Source organism: Burkholderia anthina (assembly GCF_001547525.1).
GTDB classification, from domain to species: domain Bacteria; phylum Pseudomonadota; class Gammaproteobacteria; order Burkholderiales; family Burkholderiaceae; genus Burkholderia; species Burkholderia semiarida.
In genome coordinates this window covers 522,266-541,550 of sequence record NZ_CM003768.1, presented here as the reverse complement: position 1 = coordinate 541,550, position 19,285 = coordinate 522,266, and the positions used below count along the sequence as shown (strand labels likewise).

The window sequence follows — 19,285 nt, the reverse complement described above, 5'->3', positions numbered from 1 at the left end:
TTGTCGACTATGTCAGCGCGCCCTGGCACGTTATCGAGTCGATGCCTGGCCCACTATGACAGCAGTCAAATGGGGCAAGCATGACCACGAATCGGATCATTTGGCGTCCCTGCGAGTACAAGCCAGGCACGCCGCGAACGTTGCCATGCGGCAGATCGCAAGGGGGAACAACCATCCGAGCCGCCTCAGGCCCGGCATTTTACCCGGTCGCCATGCCCGCCAGAGTCATCTGATGGTAATTTTCGCGCGGGAACGGCAAATTATATGAAGCCGCCGGATGCAAAAGCCACGTTGCTAACAACTTGAAACAGCGACGCCCGACCCGTGCTTGGTGGCCAAAGCGCAGGCATGGTGAAGTTATTAGTGTCGGATGAAAATTTTCGCGTAGCCTCCGGGAACGAACTTTTGCTACCGTATGCTCGACTCCCGAACACCCACGAACCCATGCCCCATCCCCCCATCGCCATCGGCGACATCCAAGGCTGCCATTCCGCTTTCCAGTCGCTGCTCGCCAAGCTCTCAGCCCCCGGCGACACCCCGCTCTGGATCGCCGGCGACGTCGTCAACCGCGGCCCGGGCTCCCTCGCCGCGCTGCGCGCGGTCGTCGAGCTCGGCCCGCGCGCGACCGTGGTACTCGGCAACCACGACCTCCACCTGCTCGCCGTCTCCGCCGGCCTGCGCACCGAACGCCCCGGCGACACGATCGGCGAGATCCTCGACGCCCCCGACGCCGAAGCCCTGCTCGATTGGGTCCGCCACCGCCCGTTCGTGCATGTCGAAGACGGAAAGCTGCTCGTCCACGCCGGCGTGCTGCCGCAATGGGACGCCACGCTCGCACTCGAACTCGCCGACGAACTCCAGCGCGCACTCCGCGCCCCCGACTGGCGCGACACGCTGCAAGGCCTGTACGGCAACGAACCCAACCAATGGAACCCGAACCTGAAAAAACGTGACCGCATGCGCGTCGCATTCAACGCGTTCACGCGCCTGCGCTTCTGCACGCCCGACGGCGCGATGGAATTCAAGGCGAACGGCGGCCCCGACAGCGCGCCGCCCGGCTACCTGCCGTGGTTCGACGTACCGGGGCGCCGCACCGCGGACGTGACGGTCGTGTTCGGACACTGGGCCGCGCTCGGCCTGATGCTGCGCGACAACGTCGTCGCGCTCGATTCGGGCTGCGTATGGGGCAACCAGTTGTCGGCCGTACGGCTGACGGCCGATCCGGCGCAGCGCACGGTCACGCAGGTGCAGTGCGAAGCGTGCCGCTCGCCGGGCGGCGAGTGACCACACGCTGATTCGCCTGACCCGGCCAGGCCGGGCAGCGCGTCAGCCCTCGCGCCCCGGCACGGGCGCGTCCGCTGCCGCCTCGCCCGCCGCACCGGCGCCGAGCTCGGTCGCCGGATACGCATGCTTCTGCAGCTCGGCGAGCGACTCGGCCGTCGGCTTGCCGACCTTCTCCTGCATCGCCGCCAGTGCGGTCGCGATCGCATCGCGCGCCGCCGCGGACGTCGCGCGGCGATCGCCGCCCGGCGCGATCGGTTCGCACACGTACAAATGCGCGACGAGCGGGCCGCCGCGCAGCACCATGTCGAGCGACTTGCCGAGCGACAAATCGCCCGTGTAGGCCGGCGCGACCGACTGCCGCCCGTGCGCATCCTCGTACATCAGGCAGATCGGCTGCACCGCGCAGCCGGCCGACACCGCGGACTGGAACAGGTTCGCATGGAACGGCAGCAGATCCTGGCCGTCGGACGTCGTCCCTTCCGGAAACACGCACATCACGCCGCCGTTGCGCAGGCGTTCGGCCATCTCGTGCATGATCCGCATCGCCTCGGTGCGCTTCTCGCGCTGCAGGAACACGGTGTCGAGCTTCTCGGCGAGCCAGCCGACGACCGGCCACTGCCGCACCTCGGCCTTCGACACGAACGGCGTCGGCCGCCACGCGTTGACCGCGTAGATGTCGAGCCACGACACGTGGTTGCCCACGACGAGCGCGCTCGCGTCGAGCCGCGCGCCGTCGTTGTGGACGACGAGGCGCATCCCGCAGATGCGCAGCATCTTGACCGACCAGCGGCGCGTCAACTCGGCGCGGCGCGCGGGCGTGACGTGCGAAAAACGCAGCGCGACGATCACCATGCCGCGCAACAGGTGAAAGACGAGACGCAGCTTGCGAAAGGCGATCATGGCGAAGGTCCGGCGTGGTTCAGTGGCGCTCGAACGCGACCTGCCCGCCCACGAGCGTCGCGCGCACGGTGGCCGGCAGTTCGTAGCCGAGGAACGGCGAGTTGTGGCCCTGGCTCTTCAGCGCACGCGGCTCGACGCGCCAGTGCGCGCGCGGGTCGAACACGCACAGGTCCGCCGCGCCGCCTTCGGCGAGGCGCCCGGCCGGCAGTTGCAGCACGTCGGCCGGCGCGGCCGTGATGCGGCGCAGCGCCTGCGCGAGCGGCGTGCGCGTCTCGTCCGCCCACTTCAGCGTGAGCGACAGCAGCAGCTCGAGCCCCGTCGCGCCCGGCGTCGCTTCGGCAAACGGCAGCAGCTTCTCGTCGTCGTCGACCGGCGTGTGATCGGAGCAGATCGCGTCGATCGTGCCGTCGGCAAGCGCCGCGCGGATCGCTTCGCGGTCGCGCTCGCCGCGCAGCGGCGGATCGAGCCGGAACTGCGAATCGAAGTAGCCGATGTCGACGTCGATCAGGTGGACATGGTTCACGCCGACGTCGCAGGTCACGGGCAACCCTTCGGCCTTCGCCGCGCGCACGAGCGCGAGGCCGGCCGCCGACGACAGCCGCGCGAGGTGCACGCGCGCGCCCGTCACGCGCATCAGCTCGAAAATGGTGTGCAGCGCGATCGTCTCGGCCGCGACCGGCACGCCGGACAGCCCGAGCCGCGACGCGAGCGCGCCGCTCGCGGCCACGCCGCCGCGGCCGATGAACGCGTCGAGCGGACGCAGCCACGTCGTGTAGCCATACGTGCTCGCGTATTGCAGCGCGCGCAGCAGCACCTGCGTGTCGCGCACCGGCACGTTCGCATGCGTGAAGCCGACGCAGCCGGATTCGGTCAGCGCGACCATCTCGGTGATCACTTCGCCCTTGAGGCCGACGGTCAGCGCGCCGAGCGGATGCACGTTCGCCTGCCGCAGATTGCGCGCACGGAACTTGAGCATTTCGACGAGGCCCGGCTCGTCGAGCACCGGGTCGGTGTCCGGCGGGCACACGAGCGTCGTGACGCCGCCTGCGACGGCCGCGGCCATCTCGGACGCGAGCGTCGCCTTGTGTTCGTAGCCGGGCTCGCGCAGTCGCGCGCACAGGTCGACGAGGCCGGGCGCGACGATCAGGCCCGATGCGTCGATCGTCTTGTCCGCGTTGAAACCGGCCGGCGCGCCGCCAAGCGCGGCGATCTTGCCGTCCGCGACGAATACGTCGGCCTGCCGTTCGGTGCCGGCGACCGGGTCGATCAGCGTGCCGCCTTTGATATGAATCTTCATGCGCTGTCTGTGAATGCGTTGATTGCGTTGAATGCCTGAACGAGGAGGCGCGAAAGCGGGCTCAGTCGCTGTTGCCGGCGACGATGCCCATCACCGCCATCCGCACGGCGATGCCGAACGTGACCTGGTTGAGGATCACCGACTGCGGGCCGTCGGCGACCTGCGAATCGATCTCGACGCCGCGGTTCATCGGCCCCGGGTGCATCACGATCGCGTCGGGCGCGGCGAGCGCGAGGCGCTCGGGCGTCAGGCCCCACGTCTTGAAGTACTCCTGCGCGGACGGCAGCAGCGCGCCGCTCATCCGTTCGTTCTGCAGGCGCAGCATGATGATCACGTCGACGCCCTTCAGCCCTTCGTCGAGGTTGTGGAACACCTTCACGCCCATCTGTTCGAGGCCGCCCGGCAGCAGCGTGCGCGGGCCGATCGCGCGCACTTCGGGCACGCCGAGCGTGGTGAGTGCGTGGATGTCGGAGCGCGCGACGCGCGAATGCAGGATGTCGCCGACGATCGCCACGCGCAGCTTCGTGAAGTCGCGCTTGTAGTGGCGGATCGTGTACATGTCGAGCAGGCCTTGCGTCGGATGCGCGTGGCGGCCGTCGCCGGCGTTGATCACGTGCACGTGCGGCGCGCAGTGCTCGGCGATCAGGTACGGCGCGCCGCTCGACGCGTGGCGTACGACGAACAGGTCGGCATGCATCGCCGACAGGTTGTTGATCGTGTCGAGCAGCGATTCGCCCTTGCTCGTGGACGACGCGTTGATGTTCAGGTTCAGCACGTCGGCCGACAGGCGCGTCGCGGCGATCTCGAAGGTCGTGCGGGTGCGCGTCGAGTTCTCGAAGAACAGGTTGAACACGGACTTGCCGCGCAAGAGCGGCACCTTCTTCACTTCACGGTCCGTCACGCTGACGAACTGCTCGGCCGTATCGAGGATGTGATTGACGATCGAGCGCGGCAGCCCTTCGATCGACAGCAGATGCTTCAGCTCGCCGTTTTTCGTGAGCTGCGGGTTGCCCTTCAGGAAACCGTAGCGAAACCGGTCGGGGCTCGCGGCCGCCGCGGGATTGCCGGTGCGGCCAGTGGTGTCGGTGGTCATGGTGTGCGTGATTCCAACTATGCAAACGGGCCGCGGTGCAAACCAGCGGCCCGGGATACGGTTCGCGTGTGGTTCAGGCGCCGTGCGACTCGACGCGCAGCGTGAACCGCGCATCGTCGCGCGCGAGCACGAGCGTCGCGCCGGCCGCCACGTCGAGCGTGCCGCCCGCGAAGCGTGCGGCAACCGGCAGCTCGCGGCCGCCGCGATCGGCGAGCACCGCGAGCTCGACCGCGGCCGGACGGCCGTAGTCGAACAGCTCGTTGAGCGCCGCGCGCACGGTGCGCCCGGTGTACAGCACGTCGTCGACGAGCACGATGCGCGCGCCGTCGATCTCGAACGGCAGCGACGTCGGGCTGGCCTGGCTGTGCAGCCCCTTCTTCGCGTAGTCGTCGCGGTGCAGCGCGACGTTGACGACGCCGAACGCCGGTGCGCCGAGATCGCGCGCGAGGCGCTCGGCGAGCCACGCGCCGCCGCTGTGAATGCCGGCGAGCCGCGGGCCGCCCGGTTCGGCGAACGCCGTGCCGTACGCGGCGCGGATCTGGTCGAGCAGGACGCGGTAAAGCGCCTCGGCGTCAATGATGCTCATGGTCGGACAATTGATCGAGATACTGTTGAAGAATGACGCGCGCGGCTTCGGCATCGAGCATGTCGGTGCGGGCGCGGCCGCGCACGTTGCGCTCGCGCATCCCGGCCTCGGCCTCGACCGACGAATAGCGCTCGTCGACCCACGTGACGGGCAGCCCGAAGCGGCCGTTCAACTGGTTGCCGAAGCGCTTCGCCTGCTGCGTCATGTCGTGCGGCGTGCCGTCCGGATGCATCGGCAGGCCCACGACGAGCGCGTCCGGCCGCCATTCGGCCAGTAGGTCGCCGACCGCCTTGAAGCGGTGTTCGCGGTTCAGGTTCTGGATCACGACGAGCGCACGCGCCGAGCGCGTCAGCGCGTTGCCGATCGCGACGCCGATCCGTTTTTCGCCGTAGTCGAACGCCAGGAGCGTCGCATCGCGCGCGCCCGCGCCAGTCATGCGTGCCCTGCTTCGCCGGACAGCATCGACGAGCTCACGCCCAGCAGGCCGAGCGCGGCTTCGAAGCGCTCCTCGGCCGGCGTGTCGAACACGATGCGCGGATCGGCGGCGACGGTCAGCCAGCCGTTGCGGGAAATTTCTTCCTCGAGCTGGCCGGCGCCCCAGCCCGCATGGCCGAGCGTCAGCAGGAAGCGTTTCGGGCCGGTGCCCGTCGCGACCGCCTCGAGCACGTCCTTCGACGTCGTCATCTCGAGCCCGCCGTCGACGGACATCGACGAGTTGTAGCTCGCGCCCTCGACCGGCTCGTGCAGCACGAAGCCGCGCTCGGTCTGGACCGGGCCGCCGAAGTACACGGGAATGTGCAGCAACGGCTCGATGTCGAGCTTCAGGTCGATGCGGTTGAACAGCGACTCGAGGTCGATGTCGGTGGGACGATTGATGACGAGGCCGAGCGCACCGCGCTCGCTGTGATCGCAAAGATAGACCACCGTCCCCGAGAACGTCGGATCGGCCATGTTCGGCATGGCGATCAGGAACTGGTTGGTGAGATTGATGCGATCGGAAGGCTTTGACATGGTTTGAATTTTAGCAAAGACGCCGCGACCTGACCGGGCCGCGATAAACAAGCAACGCCGCGCCGCGCTGGCAACGGCGCGCGCGCGGATCACACGGCACTCTAACACGCGCGCGGGCGCTGTCGGCAGCGTGTTGCAGGCCCGCCCGGCGAGGCCCGCCGTCGCGTGTCCGTCCCCTTGTTCGTCAGCTCCGGCCGAGCGCCGCGCCGAGCGCTTCGGACGCCGCCGTGAGGTCCGGCGGCGCGACGCCGGCCGCGATCTTCAGGAGCGCCGCGCGCAGCATGTCGGACGCATGGCGGTGCGCATCGAGGCCGCCGTCGGCGAGCGGCACGCCGTGCGCCGCACGGCGCCACGCCAGGCCGAGCGTATCGGCCAGCAGCGCCGCGTGGCCGAGCCCGAGCGCGCACGCGGCCGTGCCGACCCGGTAGGCGGCGCCGGACGCGTGCCATGCGGCGCCGGCGTCGGCCGTGGCCGGATTGGCCGCCAGATCGGCCATCGACGCATCGGCGGTCTGCAGGAAATCCTCGTAGGCATGCGCATTGACGGTCACGACGCCGAGCGCACGAGTGGGGGCGGCTGTGACCGCATCGTGCTCGGCCCGCGCGGCATCGGCCTCCCACAGTGCCTCGGATGCGGGCGTGCCGGCGACGTGCCAGTCGACCGTCAACCCGTAGTCGTGCAGCACGTCGACGAGCGCGACGTCCTCGGCCGCGGCGCCGAACAGCGCGAAATCGCGCCATAGCAGCGCCACCGTCTCGCGCACCAGGTCGGGCGGCGCGCTGCGCCGGCCCTGCGCGTGTTCGCCGAGCAGCAGGTTGGTCCGCGCGAGAAAGCGCTTGAGCTCGGGCGCGCCGCTTGCCCGCAGCGCGCGCGCGCACGCGGCCGCGAGCCGCCAGAAATCGTACGGTGCGTCGTCGGTGAGCGCGGCGAACATCGCGTCGAGTTCGTCGAGCGCCGCGCCCGGCGCACCGTGTTCGGCACGCAGCACGCCGAGCAGCGCCTGCTCGTAGCGGGCGCGAATCCGGGGTGCGACGGTATCGGGCAGCGCGCGCAGCGTGGCGGGCGGCACCGCGCGGCCGACGAGCGCCAGCGCATCGAGCGGCACGCTCGCGCGCAGGTCGGCGGCGCTTTGCGCGCGCAACGCCCGGAAATGCTCGAAGAGAACGGGCGAGCACGCAAGCTCGCGCAGATTGTGGCGCCCGACGGCCGCACGAAAATCCCGCAGCGCCGCACGCCAGCCGGCCGACGTCGGCTCGGTGGCAACGAGCGGCACGGCGGCCGATAGTTGCCCGGCGAAGCGCGCGGCCGGCAGCCAGCCGGCTTCCGCCAGCACGGCCGCGGCAGCGGCAAGCGGCGCCACGGCGTCGTCGCGCCGCTCGAACGCGTCGGCGGCCGCCGCCAGCCACGCATCGGCCGCGCGCACGGCGCCGCCGCGCGGGTTGGGCAATGCGTCAGGGTGGGGAACGTTCGCCGGATCGGACGTCATGGGCACGCGCGCCTGTCATCGTCAAGTCGCTCGCGCGTGCCGCGGCGCGAGCGCCGGGCCGGTGCGAGGCCTGAGCGGAGTGCTCGTGGGCCAGCGGTCCGGTCAGATCTGGACCATCTCGAAGTCTTCCTTGCGGGCGCCGCATTCAGGGCACGTCCAGTTGATCGGGACGTCTTCCCAGCGCGTGCCCGGGGCAATGCCCTCTTCCGGCAGCCCGGCTTCTTCGTCGTAAATCCAGCCACAAATCAGGCACATCCAGCTCTTGTATTCCATCTTAAGCCGCGTCGGGGAAAAGTCGGTAAATTCGGGAGCCATGATGGTACCGTGTCGGGGCCGGACTGCCTAGCAATCGCGCTGGAGGACGGCAACTACGTTGCGCCGCGCTAAAAAATCCGTCGTACCGGCCGGATTCCACCGCATAATGGCTAAAAAGTGCGGCCTGCCGGGCAACACGGGGCCGAACAAAGCCCATCCGCCTCGCCGTCCGCACGTCCGTCGCTTGTCCGTTTTTCTCTTGCCCCATTTTTACATGTCCAGCAACGCCCCTCCGATCGTCCTCACCTTCGGCCTGTCCGATCCCACCGGCGGCTCCGGCCTCCAAGCCGATCTGATGACCCTGGCGAGCATGGGCTGTCACGGCGTGTCCGTCCTGACCGGCTATACCGTGCGCGACTCGGCCGCCTGCGACGAGGTGACCGGCCTCGACCCCGACGTCGTCGCCGCGCAGGCGCGCATGCTGCTCGAAGACATGCCGGTTGCCGCGTTCAAGATCGGCGCGGCCACGCGCGCGGAAGTCGTCAGCGCGATCGCCGAAGTCGTCGCCGACTACGACGGTGTGCCGCTCGTGCTCGCGCCCGATTTCACGCTCGACGACGAACACGTGCTCGCGGCCGACGACCTGCGCGAATCGATTGCCGATCTGCTGGCGCCGCAAACCACGCTGCTGGTCGCCGACCACGCGACGCTGATCGCGCTCGCGCAGCCGGATGGCGATGCCGAGGCGCCGAATCTCGACGCGGCCGTGTCGCACCTGCTGTCGCAGGGCTGCGAATACATCCTGTCGTCGGAAACGGGTTCGCACCGGCTCGTCAATACGCTGTACGGCGAGGAAGGCCAGCTTCGTGAAGACATGTGGGATCGCTCGCCGCACCGGCTGATGGGCATCACCGATACGCTCGGCGCGGCCATCGCGGCGCTGCTCGCGAACGGCCAGGAGCCGCCCGAAGCGGTGCGCGAGGCGCAGGAATATCTGTACCAGGCCGTGCGCGACGCGTTCCGGCCCGGCATGGGTGCGTACCTGCCCGACCGGTTCTTCTGGGCGCGCAGCAACGACGAGTCGGACACGCCGCCGGCAGTGAAGGCCGATTCGGCGCCGAGGACGTCGCATCGGCATTGAGCGGCGACGCGGCCAGCCGATCCCGCCGCCGCGAACGGCGCGCCGAATTCCACGTGCAAATAAAAAAAGACCCGCATCGCTGCGGGTCTTTTCTTTTGGCTGGAACACGCATCGCTGCGCGCTCCGGACATCGTCGACCGAAGTCGATTACATGTCCATGCCCATGCCGCCCATGCCGCCCGGCATGCCGCCCGGCATCGGTGCGTCTTCCTTCGGCAGTTCCGCGACAGCAGCGTCCGTCGTCAGCAGCAGGCCTGCAACCGAAGCTGCGTTCTGCAGCGCGGTGCGCGTGACCTTGGTCGGGTCGACGACGCCGGCTTCAACCATGTCGACGTACTCGCCCGTTGCTGCGTTGTAGCCGTAGTTGCCCTTGCCTGCAGCAACTGCCGCCACCACGACGCTGGCTTCTTCGCCACCGTTCGTGACGATCTGGCGCAGCGGCTCTTCCATCGCGCGCAGCACGATCTTGATGCCCGCGTTCTGGTCGGCGTTCGCGCCGGTCAGGCCTGCGATCGCGGTGCGTGCGCGGATCAGCGCAACGCCGCCGCCTGCCACGATGCCTTCTTCCACAGCTGCGCGGGTAGCGTGCAGTGCGTCTTCGACACGTGCCTTCTTTTCCTTCATTTCGACTTCGGTCGCAGCACCAACCTTGATCACTGCCACGCCGCCTGCCAGCTTGGCCACGCGCTCTTGCAGCTTTTCACGGTCGTAGTCCGACGTCGCTTCTTCGATCTGCGCGCGCACTTGCTTCACGCGTGCTTCGATGCTTGCAGCTTCGCCTGCGCCGTCGATGATCGTCGTGTTTTCCTTGCCCACTTCGATGCGCTTCGCCTGGCCCAGTTCTGCCAGCGTTGCCTTCTCGAGCGTCAGGCCGGTTTCTTCCGCGATGACTTGACCGCCGGTCAGGATCGCGATGTCTTCCAGCATCGCCTTGCGACGATCGCCGAAGCCCGGCGCCTTGACCGCAACCGTCTTCAGGATGCCGCGGATGTTGTTGACGACCAGCGTGGCCAGTGCCTCGCCTTCGACGTCTTCTGCGATGATCAGCAGCGGACGGCCAGCCTTCGCGACTTGCTCGAGCACCGGCAGCAGATCACGGATGTTCGACACCTTCTTGTCGTGCAGCAGCACGAACGGGTTGTCGAGGACGGCGACTTGCTTGTCCGGGTTGTTGATGAAGTACGGCGACAGGTAGCCGCGGTCGAACTGCATGCCTTCGACGACGTCCAGCTCGTCGGCGAGCGACTTGCCGTCTTCGACGGTGATGACGCCTTCCTTGCCGACCTTGTCCATCGCTTCAGCGATGCGATCGCCGATCGACGAATCGCTGTTCGCCGAGATCGAGCCGACCTGGGCGATTTCCTTGTTGGTCGTGCACGGCTTGCTGATCTTCTTCAGCTCTTCGACAGCCGCCGCGACTGCCTTGTCGATGCCGCGCTTCAGGTCCATCGGGTTCATGCCCGATGCGACGTACTTCATGCCTTCGCGGACGATCGATTGCGCGAGGACGGTTGCCGTCGTCGTGCCGTCGCCTGCGTTGTCGCTGGTCTTGGAAGCGACTTCCTTGACCATCTGCGCGCCCATGTTCTGGAGCTTGTCCTTCAGCTCGATTTCCTTCGCGACCGACACACCGTCCTTGGTGACCGTCGGGCCGCCGAAGCTGCGCTCGAGCACGACGTTGCGGCCCTTCGGACCCAGCGTGACCTTGACTGCGTTGGCGAGAATGTTCACGCCTTCGACCATCTTCGAACGGGCGGAATCGCCGAATACGACGTCTTTAGCTGCCATCTTCTAACTCCTTGAATTCTTGGGAATATGTACCGTCGGAGGACGCTTACTTGGCGTTGACCACGGCCATGATGTCTTCTTCGCGCATGACCAGCAGTTCGTTGCCGTCGACCTTCACGGTCTGGCCTGCGTACTTGCCGAACAGAACACGATCGCCGACCTTCACGTCGAGCGCGATCGGGGCGCCCTTGTCGTCGCGCTTGCCCGGGCCGACGGCCAGGACTTCGCCCTGATCCGGCTTTTCAGCAGCGGCGTCGGGGATCACGATGCCCGAGGCGGTCTTGGTTTCCTGATCCAGGCGCTTGACGATCACGCGATCGTGCAAAGGACGAAGGTTCATATTCACTCCTCTCTTGACTGAGATTGAAGAACGCTTAGGGAACTGCCCGGCTCATCGCCCGGCAGAGAATTGTTAGCACTCTCGTGCAGCGAGTGCTAATTATATGGACGGGTTTTGACAAATTCAAGAAGGGAAACCGGAGGAATTTTCGAGGCGGCGACGCGGCGGGAAAACGACTGAAAACAACAAAAAACCCTTTCAAAACAAAGCCATGACGATCGAAACCGACCCGACGGGCGGGCCGGCGAGGCCCGCGAATTCCATCCAGCCCCGTTTGGACACCGGGTAAGCCCGGAGTTCCCGAGGCCGCCGACATCGCATCGAAAAAAACGTGCGGGCGCCAATTTCATCCGCCGCGGCACGTTCGTTCGCCGGCGTCGCCGGGCCGATCCTCACGCGTCGGCGCAATCCGCGCCCGACAGCGGCCGGAAGGTCCGGCCGTCCGTTTCGACGGTCGCGCCCAGCCGCCGCGCGAGCCCCTTCGCGCCTTCGCGCATCACGACGTCGTGATTCCACCGGAACAGCGGTCGCGCGAGCGGCTCGAGCCAGTTCATCCAGCGCAGGTGCGTACGGATGTGCCAGTCGTAGCGCACGACGGTGCGCGCGCCGTCGGCGGCGAACGACCAGCGGCCGTCGCCCTCGATCGCGCCGCTCGCATGGCCTTCCAGTGCATGCGGCCGCTCGACGCGACGCACGCGCATGTCGAAGGTCAGCCGGTACGGCAGCGCGCCCTTCCACGTATACCGGTGCAGCGCGCCGACGCCGCGCGCGTCGCCCGGTTCGAGCTCGACGGTGCGCACGGCACCCTTCCACCAGTCGGGCCAGCGGTCGACCTGGTAGATCGCGTCCCAGACCGCCGCGAGCGGCGCGGCCACCCGCCAGGTCGTCGAGAACCGGTACTCCGCCATGCAGCCTCCAGCATTGCGCGTCAGGAACGCGGATCGGCGCGCCGTCAGGGCGCGAAGAAACGCTCGGGAAACGCGACGTCGATCTCCACGTCGTCGAGCGTCACGGTTTCGAGCGGCACATCGTCGTCGCCGGCGTAGCTGACCACCTTCAGCGGAAAACCGTCGTCGATGTCGAGCCATAACCGATAGCGATGCACGCCGTCGATCGCATGCGCGGGCGCGCCCGTGACCAGCACGCGCAGCGCGCGCCGGCCGCCGATGGTTTCCTCGCCTTCGGTCACCGTCGCGCCGCCCTGCTGCAGCGCATGCACGCTGCGCAGCAGTTCGCCGACGTCCGAACGGTCGACCCGGTGGCCGCTGCGGTCGCGCACGAGCGGATTGGACGGCGACAGCGTCAGCGCGGGCGGCGCATGCGTGCCGAACGGGCGCAGCCGCACCTTGCCGTCGCCGGGATCGTACGCGAGCACCGCGCCGCGATGCGGCGACACGAAATCCATCCGGACAAAGCCCGGTTTCAGGTACGCGTAACGGATTTCGGTGTGCTCGCCGTCGCGCGCCGACGAGCGGATCGTCGCGCGGTACGAGCGGACGTGGTCGAAATGCGCCTGCGCGACGGTCACGGGATCGGCGGTCATGCTCGCTCCTATCAGGCTCGCGGCCAGCAACGCGGCGATCACGGCGCCGCCTCGACGTCGAGCACGCCTTCCATCCCGCGCTCGCGATGGCTGCTGAAAAACAGCAGCCGGTGCGTGCAATAGTAGGCGAATCGACCCGGCTGCTGCGGCGTGAAACGGAACGTCCTCGGCGTCGTGCCGAGTTCGGTATGCACTGCGATGCCCGCCTGCGGCGGCGCGTCGATCTCGAAGCTGTGCGGCACCACGCCGGGCTCGGCCGACACCGTCAGCTCCACCGGCAGGTTCGCGCGGACGATCACGTGATTCGGCCGGAAAAAATAGCTGCCGCCGACGATCGTCACACGCTGTACGCCGTCGGCATCGACCGGCACGCGCACGGGCGCATTTCCCCGCGCTCGCGCAAGCATCGTGCCCGCGAGGCACGCCGCCAGCACGAGCTCCTTCATCATCGTCGTCTTCATCGCCTGCTCCCCGCGGGCGCCGCGCGTCATCCCTTCCACGCATCGGCCGGCCCGCCCAGCGCTGCGCATGCGTCGATCGCCAGTTCGCGCAGACGCCGTTCGTCGCCACGGCCGGACAGCGCATAACCCATGCCGCGATCCGACCAGAAATACGTGTAGCGGCCGTCCGCCGACAGCGCCTGCGGCGCGAGGCGCCGCGCATCGTATGCGGTCATGTACAGCGTCACGCGCGCGCCGTCCGCGCGCTGGTACATCAGCTGTGCGGCCGGCCCCGCGTCGCCGGGCAGCAACCGGCCGCCCAGCAGCGCGTAACCGTATTCGTCGAGCGACGGTGCGCGCACCGGCCGGCCGACGCGCGCCGACAGCCATGCGGCGAGACGCGTGGGATCGGCCGCACCGACTTCCACAGGATGCTCGCGATCGGCCGCGTACACCGCGTACGCGGCATCGGCGCGCGCGGCGAACGCCGGTTCGCGGCCGAATGCCGCCCAGCCCGCATGCAGCGCGACACCGATCAGCAGCCCGGCCGCCAGCCCCGCGCACGCGTGCGCGGCGGCGCGCCAGCGCGACGCGCGGCGCTGCACGAACAATGCGGGCGCGGCGCCCGGCAACGGAAACAACGCCTTCAGCGCATCGCGCTGCGCACGGTAATGCGCGAATCGTTCGGCTTCCTGCGGATCGGACTGCAGGCGCTCGAGCATCTCGCGCCGCTCGTGCCCGGACAGTTCGCCATCCAGCAACGCGGACAGCAGTTGCGCCGACGCGTCGTCGTCCTGCCGGTTCGAAGGCTTGCGCGGATCGTCCATCATGGCTTCCCGATCACCCGTAACGTGGCCGTGCCGTACGCCGCCGGCGCGTCGGTCAGCAACGCGCGCATCTGTGCGCGTGCCCGCGCGAGCCGCGACATCACCGTGCCCACCGGCACGCCGAGCACCTGCGCGGCATCGCGATAGCTCAGCTCCTCGAGCGCGACCAGCAGCAGCACCTCGCGCTGCTCGACCGGCAGCCGATACAGCGCGCGCTGCACGTCGCGCAGTTCCAGCCCGCCGACTTCGCCAACGGGCGCGGCCATCGTCTGCCACGGCGCCGTCGCGTCGTCCACGGCGATCTCGTGCCGCGCGCGCAACTGGTCGATGAAGCGGTGCCGCAGCAGCGTCAGCAGCCACGCGCGCAGGTTGCCGCCGTCGCGCGGCGGCCGGTTCAGCGCACGCTCGAGCGTGTCCTGCACGAGATCGTCGGCCCACGCGCGCTCGCCCGTCAGCGCACGCGCATAGCGCGTGAGATGCGGCAGCCACACCAGCAGGTCCGATTCATAGCTCATCGGGGCGCCTCGCGCGTCGCCGCGCGGTCACGGCCGCGCGACGTGCCACATGCCGCCAATCCCGTCGCCGCCGGCGTCGCCAGCCTTGCGGTCCATCTTCCAGCGATACAGCGGACGGCCGCGGTACGCCCATTGCTTTGTGCCGTCGACGCGAGCGACGACGCTCAGCGCACCCGACGGCTTGTCGTATGCGTCGGCGACCGCGGGCGGCCAGTTGGCCGCACACGCGCCGTCGCACATGCTCTTGCCCGGCGCATCGCGGTCGAACACGTACAGCGTCATGTGGGCTTCGTCGACGAGTTTCCCGTCGCCGGCCTGGGGCGGTTCCGCGGCCGACGGCCGCACGATCGCCGCCGTCAGCGCGGCAGCGAAGAGCATCCGTTTCATTCCCGTTCTCCTTGGCGTCGTGTCGCGACACGATGCGGCCAGACGGGACGATCGGCTTCGTCGCGATCATTATCCCGCCGGCCGGCGGTGCCGGAACTCGGTATGTAAACGGACGGCGACGGCCCGTTATTCCATGCGGCGCCGCGACCGGCAGCCGCGATCGTTCATGCGACGAAAGAACGCGGGAAGCCCGAAATGACAACGCGGCATGACATCGCTGTCATGCCGCGTTGGGCGACCGGTACTGCATCGCCGGTATTGCACGGCCCGTATTGAGCGGCCGTCTCGCCCGACGGCCGATGCGGCGCCGTCGGGCGGTTTCGGCCGGTTACCTCGGCAATGCGCCGGTCAGCGACTGGAGCAGCGTCGTCACCGGTGCGAGCGGGTTGTTCGGCGAGCTGTTGCCCGAATGCGGCGTCACCGACAGACTCGGCGCGGAACCGAGCGCCGTACCCACCGACGTGCCGACCGCATTGACGACCGTCGCGGTCGAATTGGCCCCCACCGTCAGCAGCGAACCGACCGCGCCGGCCGTGCCGCCGGCCGCGTTCGCGCCCGAGCCGAGCAGGCTGCCGCCTGCCGCTGCCGTCGAACCGGCCGCACCCGACAGCGCGCCGGCCGCCTGGCCGAGCGCCGCGGGGCCGGACGCGAGTGCGCCCGTCACCGAACCGAGCGCACCAGTCAGGGCGCCCGCCGGGTTGCCGCCACCCGTCAGGCCGCTCACGAGGCTCGTGATCGGCGCGATCGGGTTGTTGCCGGCAGCGCCGGACAGCGTGCCGACCACCTGGTTCACGACGCCTTGCACCGGCGCGAGCGGGTTGGAGCCGCCGAGGTTGCCGAGGGCGCCCGTCACCGAGTTCAGCGCGCCCGTCAGTGCGCCGGCCGGATTGCCGCTGCCGAGCGTGCCCACGACCTGGTTCACGACACCTTGCACCGGCGCCAGCGGGTTCGTACCGCCCAGCGCGCCGAGCGCGCCCGCTGCCGAGCCGACCGCGTTGCCGAGTGCGCCGGTGGCCGTCCCGACCGCGTTGCTCAGCGTGCCGGCCGGATTGCTGCCGCCGAGTGTGCCGACGACCTGGTTCACGACGCCTTGCACCGGCGCCAGCGGGTTCGCGCCGCCGAGGCTGCCGAGCGCGCCCGTCACCGAGCCGAGGGCGCCGGTCAGCGCGCCGGCCGGGTTGCCGCCCGGCAATGCGTTCTGCAGACCGTTGACGAGGTTCGTGATCGGCGTGATCGGGCTGCCGCCGCCTGCACCCGACAGCGTGCCGACGACCTGGTTCACGACGCCCTGCACCGGCGCCAGCGGGTTCGCACCGCTGAGCGCGCCCGTCACGGAGTTCAGCGCGTTCGTCAGCGCACCGGCAGGATCGCCACTGCCGAGCGTGCCGGCGAGTTGCGTGACGGCGCCTTGCACCGGCGCGAGCGGGCTCCCTGCGCCGCCGACGTTGCCGAGCGTGCCGGTGATCGTGTTGACCGCGTTGCTCAATGCGCCGGCCGGGTTGCCGCTGCCTAGCGTGCCGGTGACCTGGTTCACGACGTTCTGGATCGGGGTGATCGGGTTCGCGCCGCCGCCGAGGTTGCCCAGTGTGCCGGTTACGGTGCCGAGGGCGCCGGTCAGCGCGCCGGCGGGATTGCCGCCGCCAACGCCGCCCAGTGCACCGGTTACCGTACCCAGGGCGCCGGTCAACGCGCCTGCAGGATTGCCGCCGCCAACGCCGCCCAGTGCACCGGTTACCGTGCCCAGGGCGCCCGTCAATGCGCTGGCCGGATTGCCGCCGCCAACGCCGCCCAGTGCGCCCGTCACCGTGCCCAGGGCACCGGTCAACGCGCCGGCCGGGTTGCCGCCGCCAGCGCCGCCCAGTGCGCCCGTCACCGTGCCCAGGGCGCCGGTCAATGCGCCGGCCGGGTTGCCGCCGCCGATGCCGCCGAGTGCGCCCGTCACCGTACCCACGGCACCGCTGAGCGCGCCTGTCGGGTTACCGCCACCGAGCGCGCCCGTTACCTGATTCACCACGCCCTGCACCGGCGCCAGCGGATTCGCGCCACCGCCGACACCGCCCAGCGCACCCGTTGCCGTGCCGAGCGCGTTGCTCAGCGTGCCGGTTGCCGTGTTCAGCGCGCCGGTCAGTGCGCCGGCCGGGTTGCCGCCACCGATGCCGCCGAGTGCGCCCGTCACCGTACCCACGGCACCGCTCAGCGCGCCTGCCGGGTTACCGCCACCGAGCGCGCCCGTCACCTGATTCACCACGCCCTGCACCGGCGCCAGCGGATTCGTGCCGCCGCCGACATTACCCAGTGCCCCCGTCACCGCCCCCACGGCGCCCGACAGCACTTGCCCCGGCTCGCCGAGCGACGTCTGGATCGCGCCCGACCCACCCGCCGTCACGGTGACCGAACCCAGCGGCGACGTCCCCGTCGCGCCCAACCCGACCGACACGCTGTTCGTCGGCGGATTGACGATCACTTGCGGGATCGGCAGCGCATCGAGCGCCGCGGCCATCGCGGACCCCGAAGCCAGCACCCCGAACACCGTCGCGACCGACAGCGCCACACCCGTCAATTTAAAATTCTGTCCCATCGTTATTTTCCCCATCTCGGTTGGCACTACGTTGACAAAGCATGGGGACGGATTGCACGAAGCGTGCCAATACAAAAACCGGATCGATTCGTCTGCTTATTGGCCGGCAATAACGCTTTTTTAATTGATTTCTGACGAATTCACGCGTCGCGACGCCACAATAGTCTGATGAAAAGCGCGATCGGAGCGAGGATGTAACGTAACGTTTGCGAGCCTCGTGGTGACGTGTACCGGTACATTCCGCCAAGGCCGGAACACGCGGCGGCGATGCAGCCCTATTCCGTTACGACGGGCCGCCCATTACGCATTTCGGCAATATGAAAATGCATTGACCAATCGCGAATTTGCTTATTTTCTTTTGTCGCGAAATTTTCTTTCTTGTCGATTACGCAGATCATTTCCAATTGCGCGGATTTCGACGAGCCGGACAGCAGAACGAAAAACTGTGAAGCAAGCGCACGGCCGCCGGCGTGTGCCGACGACCGAAACCGCATCCGCGCGCCGCAGGTTCAGCCGAACCGGGCGGGCCGATACGGATGAGGATCGATATAGGTCGGCGCGCCCGTCATCATCTCGGCGAGCAGGCGGCCGGTCGCGGGCCCCAGCGTGAGCCCGTGATGGCAATGGCCGAACGCGAACCACAAATGACGGTGGCGCGGCGCCGGCCCGATCACCGGACGCATGTCGGGCGTGCATGGCCGCATCCCGAGCCACGGTTGCGGATCGAGCCGCTCGCCGATGCCGAACGCGTCGCGCGCCAGCGGTTCGGCGCGCGCGAGTTGCACGCCGGTCGGCGGCGCATCGCGCGGCGCGATCTCGACGCCCGTCGTGAGCCGCAGGCGGCCACCCTCCATCGGCGCGACGACGAAACCGGCCTCGGTGTCGCACACGGGCACGTTCAACGGCGTGCGCGTTGGCCGGTAATGCATGTGATAGCCGCGCTTCGCGCGCAGCGGAATCCGGTAGCCGAGCGGCGCGAACACATGATCGGACCACGGCCCGAGCGCGACCACGGCCGAGCGTGCCGAGATCGGCCCGTGTTCGGACCGGACCTGCCAGCCGCCATCCACCTGCACGAGCGTCGTCGCGTCGCCGCGCACGAACGTGCCGCCGTCGCGCACGAACAGCCGCGCATACGCCTTGGTCAGCCCGCCCGGGCTCGATACGGTCTTCGGATCCTGCCAGTGGAATGCGCCGCAGAATGCGTCGCCGATACCCGGCTCGCGCGCCCGCAGCGCATGCGCATCGAGCACGGTCATCCGCAGCCCGTGCGCGGCCGCCACGCGCTGCTGCGCGCGCGCTTGCTCGTCGAACAGCGCGGGCGAACGGAACGCCTCGATCCACCCGCCGTCGTGCACGAGCGGCTGCGCGTCGGTACGCGCGAGGAGCGCATCGTGCTCGACGACGCTCGCCGCGACGAGCGGCAGCAGGTCGCTCGCGGCGGCCGCGAGCCGCCGCGGCGACGATTCGCGCCAGAAGCAGGCGAGCCAGCCCGCGTACGCGGGCAGTGCGCGGTAGTCCCAATAGAGATCGACCGAGCGGTTGCGCGCATAGCGCAGCAGCGTGCCGAGCTGGCGCGGAAACGCATACGGCACGACCGACGAGCGCTCGATCAGCCCCGCATTGCCGTGGCTGGTTTCCTCGCCGGGCGCGCGCCGGTCGACGAGCGCGACGCGCAGCCCGCGATCCTGCAGATGCAGCGCCGACGACACGCCGACGATGCCGGCCCCCAGAACGATGACGTCGAAATCCATGGTTCCCCGCACTGCGTCGAGATGGGATGCGCGTTGCGCCGGCCCCGCGGCCGGCGCGCG

At 69.0% G+C, this 19,285-nt stretch carries 20 protein-coding genes; 2 read left to right on the top strand and 18 right to left on the bottom strand.

What is annotated here, in order from left to right:
- Positions 1–444: 444 nt before the first annotated feature.
- Positions 445–1,284, top strand: a complete 840-nt coding sequence (locus tag WS64_RS02545; protein WP_060965649.1) for a symmetrical bis(5'-nucleosyl)-tetraphosphatase — start codon at positions 445–447, stop codon at positions 1,282–1,284.
- A 42-nt stretch (positions 1,285–1,326) separates the two neighbouring features.
- Here the strand turns inward: WS64_RS02545 and WS64_RS02540 are convergent, their stop codons facing one another.
- The 8 genes from WS64_RS02540 to WS64_RS02505 form a co-directional block, all read right to left on the bottom strand.
- Positions 1,327–2,184: a lysophospholipid acyltransferase family protein gene (locus tag WS64_RS02540; protein WP_060965648.1), complete on the bottom strand. Its 858-nt coding sequence runs from the start codon at positions 2,182–2,184 to the stop codon at positions 1,327–1,329.
- A gap of 19 nt (positions 2,185–2,203) precedes the next feature.
- A complete protein-coding gene (locus tag WS64_RS02535) occupies positions 2,204–3,481 on the bottom strand; it encodes a dihydroorotase (RefSeq protein WP_060312829.1) in 1,278 nt (425 codons plus the stop codon).
- Between the two features lie 61 nt (positions 3,482–3,542).
- The gene (locus tag WS64_RS02530) at positions 3,543–4,574 is read right to left on the bottom strand and encodes an aspartate carbamoyltransferase catalytic subunit (RefSeq protein ID WP_006476735.1); all 1,032 of its coding nucleotides are present in this window, start codon (positions 4,572–4,574) and stop codon (positions 3,543–3,545) included.
- Positions 4,575–4,647: 73 nt separating this feature from the next.
- Positions 4,648–5,160, bottom strand: coding sequence for a bifunctional pyr operon transcriptional regulator/uracil phosphoribosyltransferase PyrR (pyrR, locus tag WS64_RS02525; protein WP_060965647.1), 513 nt, complete (start codon positions 5,158–5,160; stop codon positions 4,648–4,650).
- A complete protein-coding gene (ruvX, locus tag WS64_RS02520) occupies positions 5,147–5,596 on the bottom strand; it encodes a Holliday junction resolvase RuvX (protein WP_059641986.1) in 450 nt (149 codons plus the stop codon). Before ruvX ends, pyrR begins: the two co-directional genes overlap by 14 nt.
- Positions 5,593–6,171 (bottom strand): YqgE/AlgH family protein, encoded by a 579-nt coding sequence (locus tag WS64_RS02515; RefSeq protein WP_006491354.1) that lies wholly within the window; start codon positions 6,169–6,171, stop codon positions 5,593–5,595. Before WS64_RS02515 ends, ruvX begins: the two co-directional genes overlap by 4 nt.
- 184 nt (positions 6,172–6,355) lie before the next feature.
- On the bottom strand, positions 6,356–7,657 hold the full coding sequence (locus WS64_RS02510; RefSeq protein WP_060965646.1) for a hypothetical protein: 1,302 nt from the start codon (positions 7,655–7,657) through the stop codon (positions 6,356–6,358).
- Between the two features lie 102 nt (positions 7,658–7,759).
- The gene (locus WS64_RS02505; RefSeq protein ID WP_004186709.1) at positions 7,760–7,930 is read right to left on the bottom strand and encodes a rubredoxin; all 171 of its coding nucleotides are present in this window, start codon (positions 7,928–7,930) and stop codon (positions 7,760–7,762) included.
- Positions 7,931–8,186: 256 nt separating this feature from the next.
- Between WS64_RS02505 and WS64_RS02500 the strand changes: the two genes are divergently transcribed.
- Positions 8,187–9,053, top strand: a complete 867-nt coding sequence (locus tag WS64_RS02500; RefSeq protein WP_059574212.1) for a hydroxymethylpyrimidine/phosphomethylpyrimidine kinase — start codon at positions 8,187–8,189, stop codon at positions 9,051–9,053.
- Between the two features lie 147 nt (positions 9,054–9,200).
- Here the strand turns inward: WS64_RS02500 and groL are convergent, their stop codons facing one another.
- From groL to WS64_RS02450, 10 genes are all read right to left on the bottom strand, one after another.
- Positions 9,201–10,841, bottom strand: coding sequence for a chaperonin GroEL (gene groL, locus WS64_RS02495; protein ID WP_006485462.1), 1,641 nt, complete (start codon positions 10,839–10,841; stop codon positions 9,201–9,203).
- Positions 10,842–10,887: 46 nt separating this feature from the next.
- Positions 10,888–11,181 carry a co-chaperone GroES gene (gene groES / locus WS64_RS02490; protein WP_011351136.1) on the bottom strand — a complete coding sequence of 98 codons (294 nt, stop codon included), beginning with the start codon at positions 11,179–11,181 and terminating at the stop codon, positions 10,888–10,890.
- Positions 11,182–11,573: 392 nt separating this feature from the next.
- A complete protein-coding gene (locus WS64_RS02485; protein ID WP_060965645.1) occupies positions 11,574–12,089 on the bottom strand; it encodes an SRPBCC family protein in 516 nt (171 codons plus the stop codon).
- Between the two features lie 44 nt (positions 12,090–12,133).
- Entirely contained in the window at positions 12,134–12,766 is a 633-nt protein-coding gene (locus WS64_RS02480) for a LolA family protein (RefSeq protein ID WP_059641996.1), read from the bottom strand.
- Entirely contained in the window at positions 12,763–13,185 is a 423-nt protein-coding gene (locus WS64_RS02475; RefSeq protein ID WP_060966878.1) for a cupredoxin domain-containing protein, read from the bottom strand. Before WS64_RS02475 ends, WS64_RS02480 begins: the two co-directional genes overlap by 4 nt.
- 26 nt (positions 13,186–13,211) lie before the next feature.
- Positions 13,212–13,994 carry an anti-sigma factor family protein gene (locus WS64_RS02470; protein ID WP_060965644.1) on the bottom strand — a complete coding sequence of 261 codons (783 nt, stop codon included), beginning with the start codon at positions 13,992–13,994 and terminating at the stop codon, positions 13,212–13,214.
- Positions 13,991–14,506, bottom strand: a complete 516-nt coding sequence (locus WS64_RS02465) for a sigma-70 family RNA polymerase sigma factor (RefSeq protein ID WP_059642002.1) — start codon at positions 14,504–14,506, stop codon at positions 13,991–13,993. Before WS64_RS02465 ends, WS64_RS02470 begins: the two co-directional genes overlap by 4 nt.
- 27 nt (positions 14,507–14,533) lie before the next feature.
- The gene (locus tag WS64_RS02460; RefSeq protein ID WP_060965643.1) at positions 14,534–14,893 is read right to left on the bottom strand and encodes a COG4315 family predicted lipoprotein; all 360 of its coding nucleotides are present in this window, start codon (positions 14,891–14,893) and stop codon (positions 14,534–14,536) included.
- Between the two features lie 328 nt (positions 14,894–15,221).
- The gene (locus tag WS64_RS02455; RefSeq protein ID WP_060965642.1) at positions 15,222–17,471 is read right to left on the bottom strand and encodes a beta strand repeat-containing protein; all 2,250 of its coding nucleotides are present in this window, start codon (positions 17,469–17,471) and stop codon (positions 15,222–15,224) included.
- Between the two features lie 509 nt (positions 17,472–17,980).
- The gene (locus WS64_RS02450; protein ID WP_060965641.1) at positions 17,981–19,225 is read right to left on the bottom strand and encodes an NAD(P)/FAD-dependent oxidoreductase; all 1,245 of its coding nucleotides are present in this window, start codon (positions 19,223–19,225) and stop codon (positions 17,981–17,983) included.
- Between the last annotated feature and the right edge of the window lie 60 nt (positions 19,226–19,285).